Annotated in this window: 18 protein-coding genes and 1 riboswitch; of the genes, 13 read left to right on the forward strand and 5 right to left on the reverse strand. The window is 38.0% G+C overall.

Going from position 1 to position 20468, the window contains the following annotated elements; genetic code table 11:
* The first annotated feature begins 2 nt into the window (after positions 1-2).
* Genes JOE23_RS11570 through JOE23_RS11580 form a run of 3 tightly spaced genes read left to right on the forward strand, consistent with a single transcriptional unit; the run spans position 3 to position 3362 of the window.
* Complete coding sequence (locus JOE23_RS11570; RefSeq protein ID WP_204438554.1) at positions 3-1127, forward strand: DUF4350 domain-containing protein; 1125 nt, start codon at positions 3-5, stop codon at positions 1125-1127.
* Complete coding sequence (locus tag JOE23_RS11575) at positions 1124-2053, forward strand: AAA family ATPase (RefSeq protein WP_204438556.1); 930 nt, start codon at positions 1124-1126, stop codon at positions 2051-2053. Before JOE23_RS11570 ends, JOE23_RS11575 begins: the two co-directional genes overlap by 4 nt.
* On the forward strand, positions 2007-3362 hold the full coding sequence (locus tag JOE23_RS11580; RefSeq protein ID WP_204438558.1) for a DUF58 domain-containing protein: 1356 nt from the start codon (positions 2007-2009) through the stop codon (positions 3360-3362). Before JOE23_RS11575 ends, JOE23_RS11580 begins: the two co-directional genes overlap by 47 nt.
* On the opposite strand, the gene JOE23_RS11585 is transcribed toward JOE23_RS11580, so the two are convergent.
* A complete protein-coding gene (locus JOE23_RS11585) occupies positions 3342-4319 on the reverse strand; it encodes a stage II sporulation protein M (protein WP_204438560.1) in 978 nt (325 codons plus the stop codon). The genes JOE23_RS11580 and JOE23_RS11585 overlap by 21 nt on opposite strands.
* Positions 4320-4407: 88 nt before the next feature.
* Between JOE23_RS11585 and JOE23_RS11590 the strand changes: the two genes are divergently transcribed.
* Positions 4408-5199 carry an RDD family protein gene (locus tag JOE23_RS11590; protein ID WP_204438562.1) on the forward strand — a complete coding sequence of 264 codons (792 nt, stop codon included), beginning with the start codon at positions 4408-4410 and terminating at the stop codon, positions 5197-5199.
* Between the two features lie 339 nt (positions 5200-5538).
* Positions 5539-5772, forward strand: coding sequence for a transposase (locus JOE23_RS11595; RefSeq protein WP_338021914.1), 234 nt, complete (start codon positions 5539-5541; stop codon positions 5770-5772).
* A gap of 170 nt (positions 5773-5942) precedes the next feature.
* Here the strand turns inward: JOE23_RS11595 and JOE23_RS11600 are convergent, their stop codons facing one another.
* Together JOE23_RS11600 and JOE23_RS11605 are read right to left on the reverse strand one after the other, a co-directional pair.
* The gene (locus JOE23_RS11600) at positions 5943-7304 is read right to left on the reverse strand and encodes a PFL family protein (RefSeq protein WP_204438565.1); all 1362 of its coding nucleotides are present in this window, start codon (positions 7302-7304) and stop codon (positions 5943-5945) included.
* Positions 7305-7316: 12 nt separating this feature from the next.
* Positions 7317-7589, reverse strand: coding sequence for an ACT domain-containing protein (locus tag JOE23_RS11605; RefSeq protein WP_204438567.1), 273 nt, complete (start codon positions 7587-7589; stop codon positions 7317-7319).
* Between the two features lie 94 nt (positions 7590-7683).
* Positions 7684-7764: riboswitch (glycine riboswitch) on the reverse strand.
* A gap of 890 nt (positions 7765-8654) precedes the next feature.
* Here JOE23_RS11605 and JOE23_RS11610 point away from each other — a divergent pair.
* The 3 genes from JOE23_RS11610 (at position 8655) to gndA (ending at position 12481) form a co-directional block, all read left to right on the forward strand.
* A complete protein-coding gene (locus JOE23_RS11610; RefSeq protein WP_204438570.1) occupies positions 8655-9452 on the forward strand; it encodes an SDR family NAD(P)-dependent oxidoreductase in 798 nt (265 codons plus the stop codon).
* A gap of 705 nt (positions 9453-10157) precedes the next feature.
* A complete protein-coding gene (locus JOE23_RS11615) occupies positions 10158-10895 on the forward strand; it encodes an HAD family hydrolase (RefSeq protein WP_204438572.1) in 738 nt (245 codons plus the stop codon).
* 167 nt (positions 10896-11062) lie between these two features.
* Entirely contained in the window at positions 11063-12481 is a 1419-nt protein-coding gene (gene gndA / locus JOE23_RS11620) for an NADP-dependent phosphogluconate dehydrogenase (RefSeq protein ID WP_204438574.1), read from the forward strand.
* Positions 12482-12585: 104 nt separating this feature from the next.
* Here gndA and zwf read toward each other — a convergent pair whose 3' ends face one another.
* The gene (gene zwf / locus JOE23_RS11625; protein ID WP_204438577.1) at positions 12586-14058 is read right to left on the reverse strand and encodes a glucose-6-phosphate dehydrogenase; all 1473 of its coding nucleotides are present in this window, start codon (positions 14056-14058) and stop codon (positions 12586-12588) included.
* 209 nt (positions 14059-14267) lie between these two features.
* Between zwf and JOE23_RS11630 the strand changes: the two genes are divergently transcribed.
* The 3 genes from JOE23_RS11630 to JOE23_RS11640 all read left to right on the forward strand — a co-directional run bounded on the left by JOE23_RS11630 (position 14268) and on the right by JOE23_RS11640 (position 15830).
* Positions 14268-15047 carry a TIGR01457 family HAD-type hydrolase gene (locus JOE23_RS11630; protein WP_204438579.1) on the forward strand — a complete coding sequence of 260 codons (780 nt, stop codon included), beginning with the start codon at positions 14268-14270 and terminating at the stop codon, positions 15045-15047.
* Positions 15047-15271 (forward strand): YdbC family protein, encoded by a 225-nt coding sequence (locus JOE23_RS11635; RefSeq protein WP_204438581.1) that lies wholly within the window; start codon positions 15047-15049, stop codon positions 15269-15271. The genes JOE23_RS11630 and JOE23_RS11635 overlap by 1 nt, the downstream gene beginning before the upstream one ends.
* A gap of 73 nt (positions 15272-15344) precedes the next feature.
* Positions 15345-15830, forward strand: coding sequence for a PTS sugar transporter subunit IIA (locus JOE23_RS11640; protein ID WP_204438583.1), 486 nt, complete (start codon positions 15345-15347; stop codon positions 15828-15830).
* A gap of 23 nt (positions 15831-15853) precedes the next feature.
* On the opposite strand, the gene mreBH is transcribed toward JOE23_RS11640, so the two are convergent.
* Positions 15854-16858 (reverse strand): rod-share determining protein MreBH, encoded by a 1005-nt coding sequence (gene mreBH, locus JOE23_RS11645; RefSeq protein ID WP_204438585.1) that lies wholly within the window; start codon positions 16856-16858, stop codon positions 15854-15856.
* 375 nt (positions 16859-17233) lie between these two features.
* Between mreBH and JOE23_RS11650 the strand changes: the two genes are divergently transcribed.
* Together JOE23_RS11650 and JOE23_RS11655 are read left to right on the forward strand one after the other, a co-directional pair.
* The gene (locus JOE23_RS11650) at positions 17234-17941 is read left to right on the forward strand and encodes a lysophospholipid acyltransferase family protein (protein WP_204438587.1); all 708 of its coding nucleotides are present in this window, start codon (positions 17234-17236) and stop codon (positions 17939-17941) included.
* Positions 17942-18097: 156 nt separating this feature from the next.
* Complete coding sequence (locus JOE23_RS11655) at positions 18098-20260, forward strand: EAL domain-containing protein (RefSeq protein WP_204438588.1); 2163 nt, start codon at positions 18098-18100, stop codon at positions 20258-20260.
* Positions 20261-20468 lie beyond the last annotated feature (208 nt).

A 20468-nucleotide genomic window follows, 5' to 3' on the forward strand; every position in this document is an offset into this window, starting at 1 on the left:
TTATGTGGAATCGATTGAAACAAAACAAAATGCTGCTTTTATTCCTCGGACTCTTTAGTGTTTTAATTATAGCAAGCTATTATTTAACAGATGAACCTTTGGAAGACTATCCAAGCTATCATGTCGAATCGCCAGCACCAGACGGCGTGCGAGGGTTTTATCAAACCTTAGACCAGTTGAATTATCCTGTTCAGTATTATGATCAACGGATTAATCAATGGCAAGATCCTACTGATACTGTCTTATTCTTATTTGATCCCCCTTTTCATTTAGATGAACAGGCTATTTCTGATTATGAAGCATTCCTCAACGCTGGTGGTACGATTTATTACATAGCGAAAGATCCGTCACTAACCTTTAATCTAGATACAAATCGAGCATTAAATCTAGAAGAGGAATTGACAGTTGAAATAGGAAATCAACAGTATCAGGCTCTTTCTCATTCAGGACATCGAATTGATCTATTCCCTAATGATGATGTTCTCGCTCAAGATCAAGCAGGCGCTATTGCTGTGGCAAGGCGTTATGGGCAAGGCGAATTAGTGGTGATTACTGAGCCTGATTGGTTTACAAATCAAATGATATTAGAAGCAGAGCACTTAGACATAATCACTGAGACCGTTGATTTATCGACGACTCATATCCTTTTTGATACATATCAACATATATACGAAACTTCTTCTCCACTAATAGAAGTATACCCAGCTCCTTTCATCATGCTAGCACTCGGACTAGCCCTTGTCACGCTCCTTTATTTATGGATGAATGGCAAACGTTTTGGTATGGCACGAGAGTTACGCGAACAAAAGGTACGCTTTGGAGATGAGCGAATACGTGCGCTAGCGAATTGGCAGATTAGAGGGAAGAACTATCGAGAAGCACTTGTGGTTCAAGTTGATTATCTTAAACAATTAATCTTTGAAAAAACAGGTACACCAGTTACTGCTAGTTGGTCACAGTACGAGCAAGTACTTGTTCGTTTGTTAAAGCAACGTTCACTAGAGTCTATCCAGTCATTTACTGCAAAGTTAGTTGAGCAACTTGAACAAGAGAATATTAATAAGCAACAATTTATAGAATGGACAAAATATATTAATCAGATTCGAAGAGAGGTTGAGCAAGAATGAGACAATCTTTAGTTCCTTTATTAGCACATTATCAAGAGAAAATCATCGGTCAACAGGATAATTTAAAATACTTACTAACAGCTTTATTAGCTGATGGTCATGTTTTAATAGAAGGGGTGCCTGGAACAGGAAAAACACAAATGGTCAAAACATTAGCAACACTTGTAGGTGGACAGTTTAATCGGATTCAATTCACGCCAGACTTACTACCAAGTGATATTACAGGAAGTAAGATTTATAATATGAAAGAGAGTCAGTTTCAGACATTAAAAGGTCCGATCTTTACAAATGTTTTATTAGCAGACGAAATTAACCGGACACCAGCAAAAACACAGGCTGCGCTTCTAGAAGCGATGGAAGAGAAGCAAGTTACGATTCAGGGGGAAACCTATCGATTACCTGCATTGTTTTTTGTGGCAGCCACGCAAAATCCAATTGAATATGAAGGAACGTATCCATTACCTGAAGCTCAGCAAGATCGCTTTATTTTTAAGCTAAACATTGATTTCCCGAGTTTAGCAGATGAAACAGAAGTGCTACGTCATGTTTTATCTGAACAAGTGAATTCCAAAGATCAAGTGGCATTATTTACAGAAGAGGACTTGGCAGAATTAAAGCGTCAAGTTAAGGCTGTCACTGTCCATCAAGAGATTATGGAATATATGGTAACCATTGTTCGAAAAACGCGTGAACATGACGCCATTCAGTATGGTGCAAGTACACGGGCTGCGATAGCACTTGCTAAGACAGCACAAGCATGGGCGTATCTAGATGATCGAGACTATGTGACACCTGATGATGTCAAACATGTCGTTCGACCATGTTTGCGCCATCGTATCCAATTATCTCCATATGCGGAATTGGAGGGGACAGATCTTGATGAAATTATTGCAACGCTTGTGGGCTCGGTTACTGTTCCAAGATAGAGGGGTTATCCCAACAAAACGCCTCATATATTTGATTGCTTTTGCAAGTGTCATACTGATCTGCTTAAGCTACTTTTTCTTCGATTTATGGCTATTTGGTTCTTGGTTAATAGGTTTGATGTTAGTGAGTTTAGTAGACTTGACATTTTCACCTCGTCGGGGTCAGCTGGCGTTAAGGCGTGAATGCCCCGATGAAATCGAGCGCCATCAACAAGCTATGATTACTCTAACGATAAAGAATAATAGCACCAAGTCATGCTTGATGAAATGGACCGATGACTTACCGTTGACAATCGAGACAAAAACCGCTAAAAGTGTGGTTTTACCAGTAAATCAAACACTAAATGTTGAACAGGTGATTGTACCGAATGAACGTGGTTTGTATCCTATAAATAAGATCTATGTTCGTTATCAAAGTCAATTTGGACTGTGGGAAAAACAACGTACTTTTGAGCAAAGTAATGAACTAAAAGTCATTCCGAATATGGAAGAATCACGGGATTATTTAATGCATGCCCAAAAATATCTTTTGCATGAAGGGGAAAAAATTCGCAAACAAAAGACGGGATTAGGTGAATTCTCGAAAGTTCGCCAATACGTCGTCGGTGATGATCCGCGAAAGATTAACTGGTACCAATCTGCTAAACTCCATGAAATGATGGTTAATGAATATGAGCCTGAACATGGAAAGCATGTGGTCATTATGATTGATTGTGGGCGTATGATGGGTGTTGAACTGAAAAAGGGAAATAAGCTGGAACGTCATATTGAAGCTGCTTTAACCGTTGCAACAGCAGCTTTAAATAATGGTGACTATGTGTCACTCGTTGCCTTTGCTAAAGAAGTGAAAGCTTATATACCACCCGCAAAAGGAATGGCTCATCTTCAAACTATCCTAAAGACGATCTATAATATTGAGGTTGAAGCAAATGAATCAAGTTATACCCATGCATTACAATATATTCAAACGCAGCATCGTAAACGTAGTATGATTCTCTTATTTAGTGATATTAATCAGTTTTTTATCGATGCACATGCGCTGTTTTTTATTAAACAATTGCAGCGTAAGCATTTATTTGTGGTCATGGGTATCGAAGATGAGTGGGTGAAGAAAACCGTTCAATTACAAGTGGGTTCATTAAATGAAGCGATGCGAAAAACAATTGCACAAGGCAAAGTGGTCTGGAAAAAACGAGAGATGATCAAATGGAATAAGCAAGGCCTCGATCTGATCGAGGCCGAAGAAGAACAATTAGCAGTTTCTGCTATATCTTATTATATTGATCAACTAAATCGAAGCGCGCTTTAATTGACGTGAGTGCCCCCATAACATGTAAACAATAAAGCCGATTAAAGTAATGATAGCAACAACGTACTTTAACTCAAGCGTTAATCCAGCGGGTGTAATAAATCCTTCAATTGCACCGGCTAGAACAAATAAAGGGATTGTACCAAGAAGGAGCTGTATCGACCGCAGTGCATGGTATTTAAGCTGTGTACTGCGTTTATAGTTTCCAGGAACAAAAAGTTTGTAGCCCATAAGCAATCCGGCTCCGCCAGCAATGAAAATAGCGATTAATTCGATAATACCATGTGGTACAATATAAGCCCAGAACACATAAGAACTGCTAGAATGCCAGAATAAGCCTGCTAAAGCACCAACCATAATGCCGTTATAGACTAATATATAGACGGTTAATATACCAAAAGTTATGCCACCTGCAAAGGCAAGAATAGCTACTTGAATATTATTTGTCATAATAGCAGCAGACATGAGCGCAGCGACACCACTTCCTTGATTGGCCTGCACGTTGCTTTCGAGTTGCTCTGGACTAAGTACGTTTGATATCATGCCTGGAAGGATCGCTTCTAGTTGGAGTGGGTTTTGAGCGACCGTCACAAAGCTAGCTAGACCGCCGAGTGCAAATAATAATAAAGCGATAATAATAGGTCGCCACTGTTCAAGCAGCAGACCAACAAATTTCTCACTAAAAAAAGTACGTAACTGTGCCCATGATGTGTGTTCTGTTTTATAAAGAATATTATGCGCTCGACTAACCAATTGATTTAAATGAATGGTCACATCAGAATCAGGAAAGAACGTTTGACTGTAAGATAAATTTTGAGTCGCCATTTGATAGAGTTGATCGAAAGTTTCAATCATATCGTGAGAGGGTTTTGTTCTGTTTTTACCAAAAAGCTGAATGTATTCTTCGAGTTGTTGCCAATTTTGACGATTCTGTTGAATAAATTGTTTGAGTTGCATAAAAAAATCCACCTTTTATTTTGTAAATTATGGCTATCGCTATTATAACGTTTTTCGATTAATTTAGATAGAGGAGAATCGACTTATTATGTTAGAACAATCTCAGATAAAAACACCAGAATATGTATCTATTAATTTTTCAATAGCTGGTATTGGTAGTAGGGCGGCTGCTTTTTTAATAGACAGTTTAATCATTGGCGTGTTTAATTTTGTCATCTTTATATTGGCATTATTTTCACTTGATAGCATTATATATTTGTTATTTTATAATCCGGATTCATTGTGGATATTAGCTTGGGCTGTTTTGTTAATTTTTGTAATTAATTGGAGTTATTTCTTTTTATTTGAGTATTTTTATAATGGAAAGACGATAGGTAAGCGATTAATTGGTATTCGGGTTATCCAAGATAATGGCCACCGATTAACTTTATTATCGAGTTTTATTCGTAATTTCTTGAGGGTTATTGATGATTTACCAGGTGGTTATTTTATCGGTATTATAATGATTTTTTTTCATAACAAACATAAGCGTTTAGGCGATCTAATGGCCGGGACTATTGTTGTTCATGACAAGGCGCCAAATAAGAAAAAGAAACGCTCGAAAAGTGTCTCCTCGGACAAACAGAATAGTCAACAACATGTGATTGCGTTTGACTCCGTTTTAATTAATCAATTAACGGAACATGATTATCAGTTAGTTAAAACCTATTGTCAACGTTATCCGGATTTGCCGAAGCACGAAAAAGCCTCACTAACTCGACAAGTAGGCGAAATTATTTTACCGAAAGTTCATCTTGATCAACACCTAAACAACTTAACAGAAGTAGACAATATTTTGCATCAACTGTATAGCCGTTTGAAGGATGAATGGTCATATTAAAGGTTGTACAATAAAATGACGTTGGTGCGTAAAAAAACGCACTAACGTCATTTTTCCATTCTATGTTTCAAGTGATCGTTTGATCTTCATTTCAACATCGTTAAAGGATGACAGAATGATGCTGCTTGAAGAACCGCAGAGGAAATATACTCGCTTTCACTCTCCCAAGCACAAGGGAGACATCTTGGTAAACGCAGTGTCTCCCTAGCCGCAGGCACGGCTTCAGCTAATTTGGAAAAGAAGATCACTTTGCCAAGTTGATCTTCAGCTCGTGCTGTTCCTGCAGGAGTCTCGCCTATTCTCTCTGCTCAGCGCCTTTCAGCCTACCTCAAAATAAGTATTCAAACACTTAGAAAGCATGCGCCTTACATAAAAAACAGCTTTAATCACACGTATAACAACGGGCGTATCGAATGGATAAACAATAAGATCAAAGTATTAAATCGTGTCGCATACGGGTACCGTAAGTTTAATCATTACAAAAATCGAATACTGTTACCCTTCAAATTAAGACCAGTAAAACGAACAACGAATAAACCAATTAAAAATAAAACACGTTCTAAAGTAGCTTAACTACTTTAGAACGTGAACACATGATAATTGAGTTGACTACTAGGACTTACCAACGTCATTTGACGTAGAACCATACTAAAAGTATGATGAACAAAACACCTGTAATTAGGATAACTGAAAAAGTGTCCCTAACTACAGGTGTTTTAAAATGCTTAACCGTTAGTATTCATTTAGTTAATAAGCGCTTGAAGCGGGGCTGGAATACGACCGCCACGTCTAATCATTTTCTCTGAGCTAAATGGTTTAACACCGATAATAGGTGCGCGGCCAAGCAGCCCGCCAAATTCAACAACCTCACCCTCATCCTTACCAATCACAGGAATGATACGAACTGCAGTTGTTTTTTTGTTTATCATGCCAATTGCTGCTTCATCTGCAATAATTGCCGCTAATGTCTCAGCTGAAGCTTCGCCTGATAGAGCAATCATGTCAAGTCCTACGGAACACACACATGTCATTGCTTCAAGTTTATCAAGTGATAATGACCCATCTTCTATACCACGGATCATGCCGTTATCTTCACTAACAGGAATAAAAGCACCACTCAACCCACCAACATAAGAACTTGCCATGGCGCCCCCTTTTTTAACAGCGTCGTTCATTAAAGCAAGTGCCGCTATCGTCCCATGCGTACCTACGCTTTCTAATCCAATTTCTTCTAAAATTTCTGCCACACTATCATTCATTGCATTGGTTGGAGCCAGTGATAAATCCATAATGCCAAAAGGAACATTTAAGCGGCTTGCTACAACACGTCCAAGTAGTTCTCCAGCACGGGTAATTTTAAAAGCTGTTTTTTTAATGACATCAGCTACTTCTCCTAAATCTGCATCAGGGTAGCGTTTTAAAGCATTAAGTACGACGCCAGGTCCACTCACACCAACACTAAGAACAACTTCCCCCTCACCAGTTCCGTGAAATGCACCTGCCATAAAAGGGTTGTCCTCAACAGGATTACAGAAAGCAACAAATTTTGCACAACCAATGCTGTTGTGATCTTTTGTTCGTTCCGCCGTCTCTTTAATGATTTCACCTAATTTAGCCACTGCATCGATGTTGATACCCGTCCGTGTGGTGCCGATTGAAACAGAGCTACAGACACGATTGGTCGTTGCTAGTGCTTCGGGGATAGCATCTAGCAATGTTTGATCAGCATGAGTAACTCCTTTATGAACAAGCGCAGAGTAGCCTCCAATAAAGTCAACACCTGTTTCTTCAGCAGCCGCATCTAACACTTTAGCTAACTCAACGGCTTGTTCAACAGTCGCGTCTCCTAGTACTTCAGCAATAGGGGTGATTGAAATACGTTTATTAACGATAGGAATGCCATACTCTTTTTCAACTTGCTCAGCCACAGGTTTCAATTGGCCTGCGTATTTGGTGATTTTATGATAGATATTAGCTTTTACTCGCTCAAAATCACTGTCAGCACAATTTCGCAAACTAATGCCCATGGTAACGGTTCGAATATCTAAGCTTTCCATTTGTACCATTCGAATGGTTTCTTGTATTTCATTATATGCAATTGTCATTAATACCCCTCCTTATATACGGTGCATGGCTTGAAAGACATCTTCTAATTGAATGCTAATCGTCAAGTTCATGTCTTTTTCCACTGCTTCAAATGCTTCAAGTAAATCATCTAATCGGTTTTTATCTGCCATTTCAACGATCATCATCATCGTAAAATAATCTTGTAAAATGGTTTGACTAATATCATGAATGTTCATGTTATGGTCAGCAAGTACATTCGTTACACGAGCAATGATGCCGACTTGGTCCTTTCCAACTACTGTAACAACTGCACGTTTTTGCATCTTTATCACCTCAAATTATATTTTCACTCTATACATTAAAAAAGATTGGAGTATCCATCTCCAACCTCAGTGACAACAATATGTAGACAATTGTTTGTTGTCTTCTGTCCGTTTACCTGAGATTATGAATCCTTCGGTGTCGTCAATAAGATACGAGCTCTCCAGAAGTTGCTCCGATCATAGTGTTACCCATAATCATCATTGCGACTTATTCAACTATTAAAGAAATCGTACCAATATTTTATTCAGGCGTCAATATAATCTTTTTTCTAACATAATAAATGGTAAATGACTTTTAGTGCAAAAACGGTTAATCGAACGCTTTCACTATTCGTTTTTCTGTAATAAACTCAACTTTCGCACACTGAAATAGTCATTCAACCTTGATCGTATGCCATAGACTCGGTATTCAATATGCTTATTGACTTTACTTATGCATGGATGTGCCGCATGACTTTCTCATACGTTTAGAACGTTATTTCATTCCGATAAGCAAAGGATTCGCTTTTCGCGGGGCTGGCTTCAGCTAACTTGAGTCGCAAAGAGCACGCCTCAAGTGGATCTTCAGCTCATCCTATTCCCGCAGAAGTCTCATCCCTTGCTTATCTCCACTTAGACTGGTGGTTCATACTGAATGCGTAAGCTCAACGACGCGAAATAAAACGAAGAAGATGTGACACTACTAGCATAAGACGTTTCTTATTCTGTGACGCCATTCCGCTGTCTTCATAATCCACATGTGCCTCTAAAACAAAAGGTTTATCATAAATCAAAATTTATATTCAAAGTCAATCTTTATACTTAAAATGAGATTTTCCTTTAGGCTATCTTGGCTGAGCCCGAAAATTCATATGGAAAAGTTGAGTAATAAAAAAGAACATTCATCCCTTTTGCATGCATGAGATGTAAGTGGAATTAATATATTTGTTAACACGTCGCACGCAGTAATCTCTTCGCTTTCCATGGGCACGGTCGAAACTAACGCCGGCGAGAAATGGGTTTATTCGGTGGTTAAATGGGTAATAGAATCAGGGAATCATTAAAACATTATGGAGGTAAGCTGTGATGACCATTTTTGCAAGTGATGCTTTAAAAGGAAGGCATGTACTAGTAACTGGTGCAACTGGTGGGATCGGGTTTGAGACGGCGAAAGTCGTTGCTAATATGGGAGCAAAATTAACGATTACAGGGAGAAATGGTGAAAAGCTAGAGCAATTACAAAAAGACTTAATACAAGTGATGGACTCTAAGTCGCTTTATGTTGTTCAAGCAGATATAACACAAGCTGATGACCGAGAGCAACTTGTTACAGGGGCTGAGAAGAAATTGGGTTTTATTTCTGATTTAGTCAATAGTGCAGGTCTAGCAAAAGGGACAACCGTTGAGCAGTTAGATGCCGATTCCATAAGTGAATTGATGGATATTAATTATCTAGCAGCCTTTAGTTTAACACAGTTGATTTATACCAAAATGTTGGCTAAGAAAACCGGTAATATTGTTAATGTTGCATCATTATCTGGTCTGCGTGGCACGCACGGAAATAGTGCTTATGCCTCAACCAAGTTTGCTATGCTGGGTTGGACCCAATCGATGGCTATTGAAGCCATTAAACATAATATTCGCGTGAATGCAGTATGCCCAGGGTTTGTCGATACGGAGATGGCTTATCGTATTCTAAGTGATAAAGCAGAAGAAAGTGGTTTATCATATCAGGAAACGTTGACAGCAATAGAAAAAACTATCCCATCAGGTCGAATGACTACGCCAAAAGAAGTGGCGAATGCCATTGCATTTCTTTTGACAGATGCTGTAAGAAATATCGTAGGAGAATCGTTAAAAATTTCTGGTGGGACTTTGATGTAAATTGGAAGGGGGCACTTCTCAAAAGAGAAGTGCCCCCATGAATGTTGCAAGGTAAAATGATTAAATAAATTTTAATGAATGGATTAGTTTGCTTATTTGAAGCAATCTTCATCCTTATTTAATTGCCGCGGTTGTCTCCACCTGGAATGTTTTAACCTAAACGATATAAGCCCTACCTCTCTTATATCCTTACGACTCCTAAGTCGATCCAGTGTGAATAAGTCTTTCTAAATTTAACACCATACATATCGGTGCTTTTCTTTTATTAATCTTGCGTTCCATTTCAAAATCTTTTAAAAACATTTGGCAGATGCCATTATTTTACCTTTGCTTCTTTGGCGAAGCCTAAATGCTATTATCTCTTATATTTTGCTTTTTGTCAAATTAACACATGGATACATAAACATTACCTCATAAGAACCAGAGGACTCGCCATAATATGGTGCATTCATGAAGCAATAAGCCATGCGACTCACTTCATCTTAAATTCAGATTGCTTCTGTAATTTTGATAAATAATATTGAGTAGATGTATCAATTGACTTTAGCAAAGTGTGCCGGCAGTCAATAGACAAAATCTTTATCTGTCACTGTTTTAAGCAAGTGCCATTTTTTTAAAACGAAGTACCACGGATTAACTTAATGGTTCACGTGGCTATTAGGTCATGCTATAGTTTAAATAACTAGGAAAAAGGGGGAAATATTTATGAATAAAGAGCTGAGACTGGTTGCACTAGATTTAGATGGCACACTGGTAGGCCATGGTGGTGAACGTGCGACTGAAGCTACGGTTACTGCCATCAAGAAAGCGCAACAACAAGGGATAGAAGTCGTCATTTCGACAGGAAGACATCGTTCTACAAGTCTCCCAATTGCTGAGCAATTAGGCGTGAACTATATGATTACCTTAAATGGAGGCGAGATCTGGACAAAAGATGGGGAATTATTAAAACGACAAGCAATTGACCAACCGACTGTTGAAAAAATCATCGAGATCCATAAACAACATCAAACATATTATTGGTTAGTCTCCCATGAGAAAGTTTATCGAGAAGCACTACCTGATAATTATTTAGCACATCAATGGATTAAATTTGGTTTTGATGTTGAAGATGATACCATTAGGGCAGCAATGCAAGAGCAATTCACACAACTACCGACCATTGAACTCAGCAATTCGAGTTTGACCAATATTGAATTGAATGCAAAGGGCACACATAAGGCTTCGGCTATTGACTTTTTACTACAACAATTAAATTTGGATTTTTCCCAGGTGATGGCGGTTGGTGACAGCATTAACGATTTAAAAATGATTGAAGCAGCTGCTGTCGGTGTTGCAATGGGAAATGCTCAGGCGCTTGTTAAGGAAAGGGCAGATTGGGTGACAGCAGAGCTTGACCAAGATGGAGCTGCACAAGCCATTGAACATTTTATCTTAAGTTAAAGCGCTTTGAGGTAAATGATAGAATTTTTCAAAAATTTAATTGCATCCATATCTAATCTATTATAAGTTAGTATATAGGGGGATAGTTCGATCAGTCAAAGTTGCGAAAACGTCTATTTCCACGTATGATAGAACTAGTATTACATAGATAAAGGAGCTAAAAAAGCATGTCAAAACAACAATTTGGTGTCATCGGTTTAGCCGTTATGGGAAAAAATCTTGCGTTAAATGTTGAAAGCAGAGGCTATTCTGTATCTGTTTTTAACCGTACGTATAAAAAAACAGAAGACTTCATGGCTAACGAAGCAAAGGGGAAGCGTTTCTTTGGGGCAACCACCATTGAAGAATTTGTCGATTCATTAGAAAAACCGCGTAAAATTATGTTAATGGTTAAAGCAGGGCCAGCAACAGATAAAACGATAGAGACACTTAAACCATTATTAGATGATGAAGATATCATCATTGATGGTGGAAATACGTTCTTTGAGGATACGATTCGTCGTAATAAAGAATTAGATCAATCAGGTATTCATTTCATTGGAACAGGTGTATCTGGTGGTGAAGAGGGAGCACTAAAAGGTCCTTCTATTATGCCTGGTGGACAAAAAGCTGCCTATGATCGTGTTGCACCTATTTTCGAAGCTATATCTGCTAAAGTTAATGGTGATCCTTGTGTGACTTATATTGGCCCTAATGGTGCCGGTCATTATGTCAAAATGGTGCATAATGGTATTGAGTATGGGGATATGCAATTAATTAGTGAGGCTTATTTTATGTTAAAGCATATTCTTGGTTTATCTGCAGATGAACTTCATAACGTCTTTGCAGAATGGAATAAAGGTGAATTGGATAGCTACTTAATTGAAATCACTGCTGACATTTTCACAAAAACAGATGATGAAACAGGGAAGCCGATGGTTGATGTTATTCTTGATACAGCTGGACAGAAAGGTACAGGGAAATGGACAAGTCAGAGTGCATTAGACCTTGGTGTGCCCCTTCCAGTTGTTACGGAATCGGTGTTTGCTCGTTTTATCTCAGCGATGAAAGATGAACGTGTTAAAGCAAGTCAAGTGTTAAGCGGGCCATCAGCTCAGGATATGCCATATCAAGGTGATAAGAATGAATTAATTGAGGCGATCCGTCAAGCCCTCTATATGAGTAAAATTACTTCTTATGCTCAAGGATTTGCTCAAATGCGTGCAGCATCAGAAGAGCGAGGTTGGGATCTGAATTATGGTGAAATTGCGATGATTTTCCGAGGGGGTTGTATCATTCGGGCGCAATTCCTGCAAAAAATTAAGGATGCCTATGATCGTGATCCACATCTAGCTAATCTTATGTTAGACGAGTACTTTAAAGAAATTGTTGAGAACTATCAAACATCATTAAGAAAAGTATTAGCCATCGCAATGGAGCGAGGTATTCCAGTTCCAGGTTTTGCGAGTGCACTTGCTTATTATGATAGTTACCGAACGGAAACATTGCCAGCTAATTTACTCCAAGCCCAACGTGATTACTTTGGTGCCCATACGTATCAGCGTATTGATAAAGAAGGAACTTTCCACACAGAATGGATGGAGTAAGGTAAAAAAGGTATTAACGTTGGTGAGTTAAACGGTATTTGACAAACAACCAAAATAAAGAGCATGAGCCAAAATGGGGCTCATGCTCTTTTTATTATTGGCTTTTAATTTATTTCCCACCAGTGGAAGCCGTCTTGGGCTAATAGTTCGGTTGCCTGTGTTGGACCGTTTGTACCAGACTGATAGTTAGGAAAATCAGCTTTTTCATTCATCCAAACTTTGGATATCACGTCAACGAATTTCCATGATAAGGAAACTTCATCAGAGTGGACAAAACTCGTTGAGTCTCCATTTAAACAATCCTTAATAAGGACTTCATAAGCTTCTGGACTTTCTGTGTTCTGATCAGCTTTATTATAGTGCATGGCAATAGGGGTGCTTGTGGTTTCATAATCGGTTTTTTTTGCATTAAGGTGCATGGTGATGCCCTCATCTGGTTGGATGCGAATAACAAGTAAATTTGGATCGATCGTATCGCCTTTATCCTTGTATAAATTAATCGGTAAATCTTTAAATTGAATAACAATTTCTGTTGCCTTTTTAGCCATTCGCTTCCCAGTACGAACGTAGAAAGGGACGCCAGCCCAACGAAAGTTATCGATCATAAATTTACCAGCGACAAAGGTTTCTGTGTTAGAATCAGACGCAACACCATTGCTATCACGGTAGCTATCGACAGCTTTACCTGCTATTTCACCTTGATCATATTGACCGCGTACAAAGTATGCATTCACATCTTTTTCTTCTAATTGCCGAAGGCTTCTAAGTACTTTGATCTTTTCGTACCGGACTTCATCTGGGTGAAGCTTAGCAGGTGGTTCCATTGCTAATAACGAAACGATTTGAAGCATATGGTTTTGAACCATGTCGCGTAAGGCACCTGATTCGTCATAGTAACGCCCGCGTTCTTCGACACCGAGTACTTCACTAGAAGTTATTTGCACATTGGCGATATATTGATTGTTCCATAGTGGTTCAAACATAGCGTTAGCAAAACGCACAATTTCAATATTTTGCACCATTTGTTTACCTAAGTAATGGTCAATACGGTAAATTTGATCTTCTGAAAATGCTTGCCCAATTTGTTCATTTAATTGTTGCGCTGTCTCATAATTATGTCCAAATGGCTTTTCAATGACAAGGCGTGACCAACCACGATTATCAGTTAATCCTTGTGATTTTAAGTTGGCAGCAATCGGCCCGAAGAAGTTAGGTGCCATTGCCATATAAAATAAACGATTACCATCTGCTTGATGCTTATCATCTAATTGATTTATAAAATTATCAAGTTTTTGGTATTCAGATAAATGTTGTGCATCAAAAGGATTGTAGTGAAAATGAGCGGCGAATGCGTCGTGATCAATTGGGTCGTCTTGAAAGTCTGCAATTGATTTTTTAATATTATTGCGAAAATCTTCATTGGTTAATGGTCGACGGGCTACCCCAACAACCGCAAAATGATCAGATAATTTATGATTGCGGTACAAACGGTATAATGAAGGGTATAGTTTTCGATTAGCTAAATCCCCTGTTGCTCCAAAAATAACAATTATTGCTCTTGGCGTATGACGTGTCATTGACTTTTACTACCTCTCTTTGATATAAAAATTTTGAACGTGTATGTTATATATTCTCCCATACTTAACATACCACTTAAATGTATTTTGATAAACTATTTTACATTAAACCATATGAAAAGTTATAATTCTTTTAGTTACGTATGTACTATATTATCATGTATTCAGAAAATAACAAATAATTTTGAAATTTTATCGGAGGTTACGAAATGAAAAAATATGCGGGTTATTTAATCGATTTAGATGGAACAGTCTATAATGGAACTGAAAAAATTCCGGAAGCCATTGATTTTGTGAAAAATTTAAAGCAACAAAACATTCCTTATCTTTTTTTAACCAATAATTCAACCAAGCATCCTCGTGATGTAGCGGCGAAATTACGAGACATGGATGTACCTGCTCGTGAAGAAGATGTGTTCACAACAAGTATGGCAACAGCTACATATATTGCAGAACAAGCGCCAAACGCGCGTGTTTACGCTATCGGAGAAGAAGGATTAACGTTAGCTTTAGAAGAAGCAGGTTTAACCCTAACCGATGAAGCCATTGACTATGTTGTCATGGGACTCGCTCGTAATATTACTTATGAAAAATTAGCGATCGGTGCACTGGCGATCCGCAATGGTGCAAAATTTGTCGCCACAAATGGTGATGTGGCCTTACCGAGTGAACGTGGCTTTTTACCAGGTGCAGGATCACTTATTTCTGTTTTATCTGTCACGACAGGAGTTGAACCTCTATTTATTGGTAAACCAGAATCAATCATTGTAGAACAAGCTTTAGAAGTATTAGGTACTAATAAAGCTTCAACTGTTATGGTCGGAGATAACTATTATACAGACATTTTAGCAGGTATTCAGGCTGGCATTGACTCACTACTTGTTTTCTCTGGCGTCACAACGAAAGAGGAGCTTAAAAGCATAAAGGTTAAGCCAACCTATACGATTGATTCATTAAGTGATTGGACTATCATTAAGGAGGAAGGATAATGGCTAATATACAATTTGAAATTTTAAAAGAGCTTGGTGTTTTATCAGAATCCTCTACGGGATGGAAAAAAGAATTAAATCTCATTTCATGGAACAATCGAGAGCCTAAATACGATTTGCGAGACTGGGCACCAAATCATGAAAAAATGGGAAAAGGGATGACGTTCACAGCAGAGGAATTGTCGAATTTAAAAGAATTATTCAACAAAATCGATATGAATTAAATTGATTTTGCTTTATAATGACAGAAGTAGGGTAAATACAAATTATAGTGAAAATCTTGGGAGGTAGCTATAAATGTTTAAAAAGTTATTTGGTAAAGAAGAGAAAGTAGACAAAGAGGTGTTAGTATCACCGATTACTGGTGAAGCAGTAGACATCACTGAAGTACCAGATCCTACATTTTCTGAAAAAATGATGGGCGATGGATTAGCTTTTAAACCGACAGATGGTAAGATTGTGGCACCGATAAGTGGTGAAATTGTAAATTTATTCCCAACTTTACATGCGGTGGGGATTAAGTCAAAAGCAGGGGTTGAATATTTGATCCATATTGGTTTAGACACCGTTATGCTTGATGGCGAAGGATTTACTGCTCATATTCAACAAGGGGATAAAGTAAATGCAGGTGATCCGCTAATTACGGTTGATCTTGATTTTGTTCAAGAAAAGGCTAAAACAATTACACCATTAGTGATTACCAGTGATGTAGCATCTGTAGATAAAAATATTAATCAAACCGTTGTTAAAGGTGAAACTGAAGTATTGACTGTCCATTTATAATTGAACGTAAGGCTTGGGTATTATTACCCAAGCCTTTTAAATTTGCTCATTTGTTTAATCGATTCTGCTGTACCAATTGCAATTGCATTTAGCGGATCTTCAGCTATTCTTACCGGAACAGCTAATTCCTTACGCAACCACTCTTCCATCCCTTTTAACAGTGCGCCTCCACCAGCTAAAGTAATACCGTGTTCGACAATGTCACCACTTAATTCGGGTGGAGAATCCTCTAATGTCGCATGAATAGTACCCAAAATATGCTCTAAAGATTCCCGAATCGCTGTTTGAACCTCCTCTGAAGTGACAGTAATTTCTTTAGGGAGTCCACTCACAAGGTCTCGTCCGCTAATTTGAATTGAAATTGGATCATGATCAATCAAGGCATAACCAATTTCTTTTTTTATGCGTTCAGCGGTTTGATAGCCGATTAGTACGTTGGTTTTTTGCCGAATGTAATGAATGATTTCTTCATCCATCTTATCACCAGCTACTCGAATCGAACGCGAGGTGACAATACCACCGTATGAAATAATCGCGACTTCGCTTGTCCCCCCGCCAATGTCAACAATGACACTGCTAATCGGTTCGCTAATCGGAAGTCCAGCACCGATTGCAGCAGCAACAGGTTCCTCAATTAAATGGACTTCTTTAACGCCAAAACTTTTAACAGCATTTTCAATCGCGCGTTTTTCGACTGCTGTACTTCCAGATGGTGTACAGACGATGACAATGGGCTTTCTTAATGAGATTCCAATTTTTTTTGCAACTTTACGCAAGATTGCTTTCAACATTTGAGCGGCCACATCGTAATCTGCAATCACACCTTCTTTTAAAGGGCGGATCGAAGCGATATTTTTTGGTGTCTTACCAATCATTTCTTTTGCTTCGTGTCCAATAGCAACGAGCTCATTCGTTTTTGTGTCCAAAGCTACAACTGAGGGTTCGTTAAAAACAATCCCTTTTTGCTTTGTATAAACAAGAATATTCGCTGTACCAAGATCAATTCCAATTGCTGTATGGTTAAACATCGTGTTTTTCCTCCAGTACGTAATCTGAGTTGTAATGAGTTCATGAACATAGTATGACCTATATCCACAGTGTTCAATAGTATAGCATGTCTTCTAGGCAAAGGACAAAAGCAAAAAGTACCATGCTGATAAAAATTTATCACAGTTAACCGTCCATAAAATCCCTCCCTCAAAATAGAGAGTAGAGCAAATCGATTGAGGTAGGTGAAACGGACGCTAATGTCCTGAATTACTCAACGACCAATCAGTGATTGAAAGTTCGTTTATTTTATCCCTTAGTATATGATATCGTTACGATTAGTGCTCGAAAGTCGTTGGTAAATCTTATATAATGAACAGATGTGACAAGATAGAAACAAAGGGAGATTTTTAAAAATGAAAACCATTTTAATTTATGCATATTCAACCATTTTAGTACTTGGAAGTTTAACCAAATTAAGAAAAGCTATTAATACCCCTGATTATCCTTATTCAGAAAAAGCAAAACAAATCTTTGAAACGCCTGCAAAGGTTTCGAAGCGTGTTATTGAAAAAACAAAATCAACCGTAATGGTAAAAGGCCGCGAAAACCTTCCAGATCAACCGGTATTAGTTGTTGCCAATCATCAAGGAATATTTGATATTCTCGTTTTACTCGGCTACTTGGATAAACCCGTTGGTTTTATTGCAAAACAAGAAATAAAAAAAATTCCGATTATAAGTAAGTGGATGATACAGTTAAAATGCGTTTTTATTGACCGTTCGAATCGACGTGCTGCTATAAAAGTGATTGATGATGGTGTAGAAAGTTTAAAGGCAGGCCAATCGATGGTGGTTTTCCCCGAGGGAACAAGAAGTAAGGGGCGTGTTGTTCAGTCGTTTAAATCAGGGAGTTTACGGTTAGCTACGAGAGCTGAAGTGCCGATTGTACCTGTCACCATTGATGGGACATACAAAATGTTAGAAGAGAAGGATGGAAAGGTACAGCCAGCGCATGTGACCTTAACAATTGGCCAAGCTATATACCCAAAACAATATAAAACGTGGAAGCATAATCGACTAGCCGAAGAATTACAACAGATCATTGCTGATCAAATAAAATAAATGTGTAGCTTACTTGAGATGATTCTTGTTCTGGCTCGATAAGCGTATGAATCCATAATCGTCATCATTTACATTGCTTGCTTTTTTTTATTAAAATTATTAGGTATAATAAGTAAAAACGTGTTGTTGCAGACAATTCGATTAAAAGGTGAAAAGATGACAATAAATATAACTAATCATGTGCTTGACTATCAAAAAACAGAAAAAATACTCGACCAAATATATCATACGCCAGCAATAGAACTTAAGGATAAGTTCAACACAGAGGTTTACCCTTATCTCAAATATTATTTGGGACTTAATGAGACATTGAAAACGATGATAAGTAAAACTTTTCAAATGTTGGTTATGGATGTCGATGGGTATATTATCTTTATTAATGATGATTTTTGCCAACAGCTTGGTTATCAACAAGAAGAATTATTGCATCATCATTATCGTATCCTTCATGCAGGTGTACATTATAACGATTTCTATGAAGAGATGTGGCACACGATTCGTTCAGGAGAAGTATGGCAAGGCGATATTTGTACAGCTACGAAACAAGGTGAGATGTTTTGGTTTCGTACCCGTGTGATCCCAATCGCTGACCAGAATGGGCGATATACTACCTTTATAGTTTTGCGAACAGATATTAGTGATGTTAAACATGAAGACAAACGTCTAATTGAGGCATTAGATGATGATTATCGAAAGGTATTTAGTCAGTTGATGAATTTGACTTTTCGTGTCCATAGACATAAGGCAAACGGTAGCTACCGTTTTCGAATGTTTGAAGGTAAGCTTGCTGATAAATTGATGGATAAACTGAATGGTCAAGGCAGGGAAGCGGTTGAGAACATCTTTTTTACTGACAAAGTTGCTGAAGTGAGTCGTTATTTCGATCAGGCTTTTGAAGGCGAGGAGATGCATTTCAAACATCACTTTCATGGATTATCGCTATATACCATGCTGTCACCCATTTATGAGGATAATGACGTCATTGAAGTGGTGGGTTCATCGATAAATATTACCTCGTTAGAAAAGGCAGAAGCAAGGGTGAGGCAACTTGCTTATTTTGATACACTAACCCAGCTGCCAAACCGGACGAAATTTCGTGAAGATTTAAAGGAGGCGGTAATAAATGGTGAACAAGAACCGTTCGCAGTATTGTATTGTGATATTGACCGCTTAAAATATATTAATGATACATTAGGTGAACCGATAGGTGATCAAGTAATTGATATCATTGCTAATAGGCTAATCCAATTTGTTGAGCAAAGGGGTGTTTTATACCGTTACGGTGGTGATGAATTCAGTCTTATTATTCATGATTCCCACCCATTGGTTCGTGAATTAAGTGAACAAATGCTTCTAGCCATAAAGCAACCGATCGCCATACAAGGAAATGAATTTTTTGTCACTTCTTCGATTGGTATAAGTTATTATGGAAAAGACGCATTTTCAGATGATGAACTTATCAATCATGCCAGTATCGCTGTGCATTATTGTAAAGTTAATGGACGGAATAGTAGCTTGTTTTATACACCGAAAATGAATAAAATGTATAACGATATTTTGTTGCTTGAAGCCGATATTCGTAAGGCATTGCAACGGAACGAATTTGAGCTTTATTATCAGCCGCAACTCAATGTTTTAACTGGTGAAGTGACAGGTTTAGAAGCTTTAATTCGATGGGAGCATCCTTTAAAGGGGGCGATATCACCAGCAACATTTATTCCTTTAGCAGAAGAAAGTGGGATTATTACTCAAATCGGGGCTTGGGTGATTCGAGAGGCTTGTCACCAGCATGTACGTTGGGTAGAAGCTGGACATGACCCAATTAGGATTGCTGTCAACGTATCTGCTATTGAATTACAAAGGTTCGATTTTGCTGAGCAAATTAAACAAATTATAGTTGAAACCCGTATGGACCCTACTTATTTAGAAATTGAAATTACCGAAAATAGTGTCATGCAAAATACTGAAGATTGTATTAAAACCATGCATACTTTAAAGGAAATGGGCATTTCTTTATCAATTGATGACTTTGGTACAGGTTATTCTTCATTTAGTTATTTGAAAAAATTCCCTATTCACTTTCTAAAAATCGATCAATCTTTCATTCGAAGTGCTTTAGTAGAACCGAGCAGCTTAGAAATTGTTAAAGCCATGATTCAATTGGCTCACACATTTGGCCTTAAGGTGGTTGCTGAGGGCGTTGAAGAAGAACAGGTGTTAAAGTTATTACAGGATTATGATTGTGATTACTATCAAGGTTATTATTATAGTCGTCCATTACCTGCAACAGATTTGGAAGCTATTCTTTACCGAGCATAATAGGTGACTTCATAAGGAATGATGACGGTTAGCTGTTAACAGGTTTGATAAAAGTTTTTAATCACAGATAACCATCTGTAAACTGCCCGCCACAAAGAGCTCATCTGTTTAGGCGAGAGCTAACGGACGCTAATGTCTTGATTCACTCAACAAGCAATCGTGGAAGAAGAGCGAAGACGCCCGTGGGTTGAAGGTTCGTTTTATTATT

The organism is Amphibacillus cookii (assembly GCF_016908375.1).
Taxonomy (GTDB): domain Bacteria; phylum Bacillota; class Bacilli; order Bacillales; family Amphibacillaceae; genus Amphibacillus_C; species Amphibacillus_C cookii.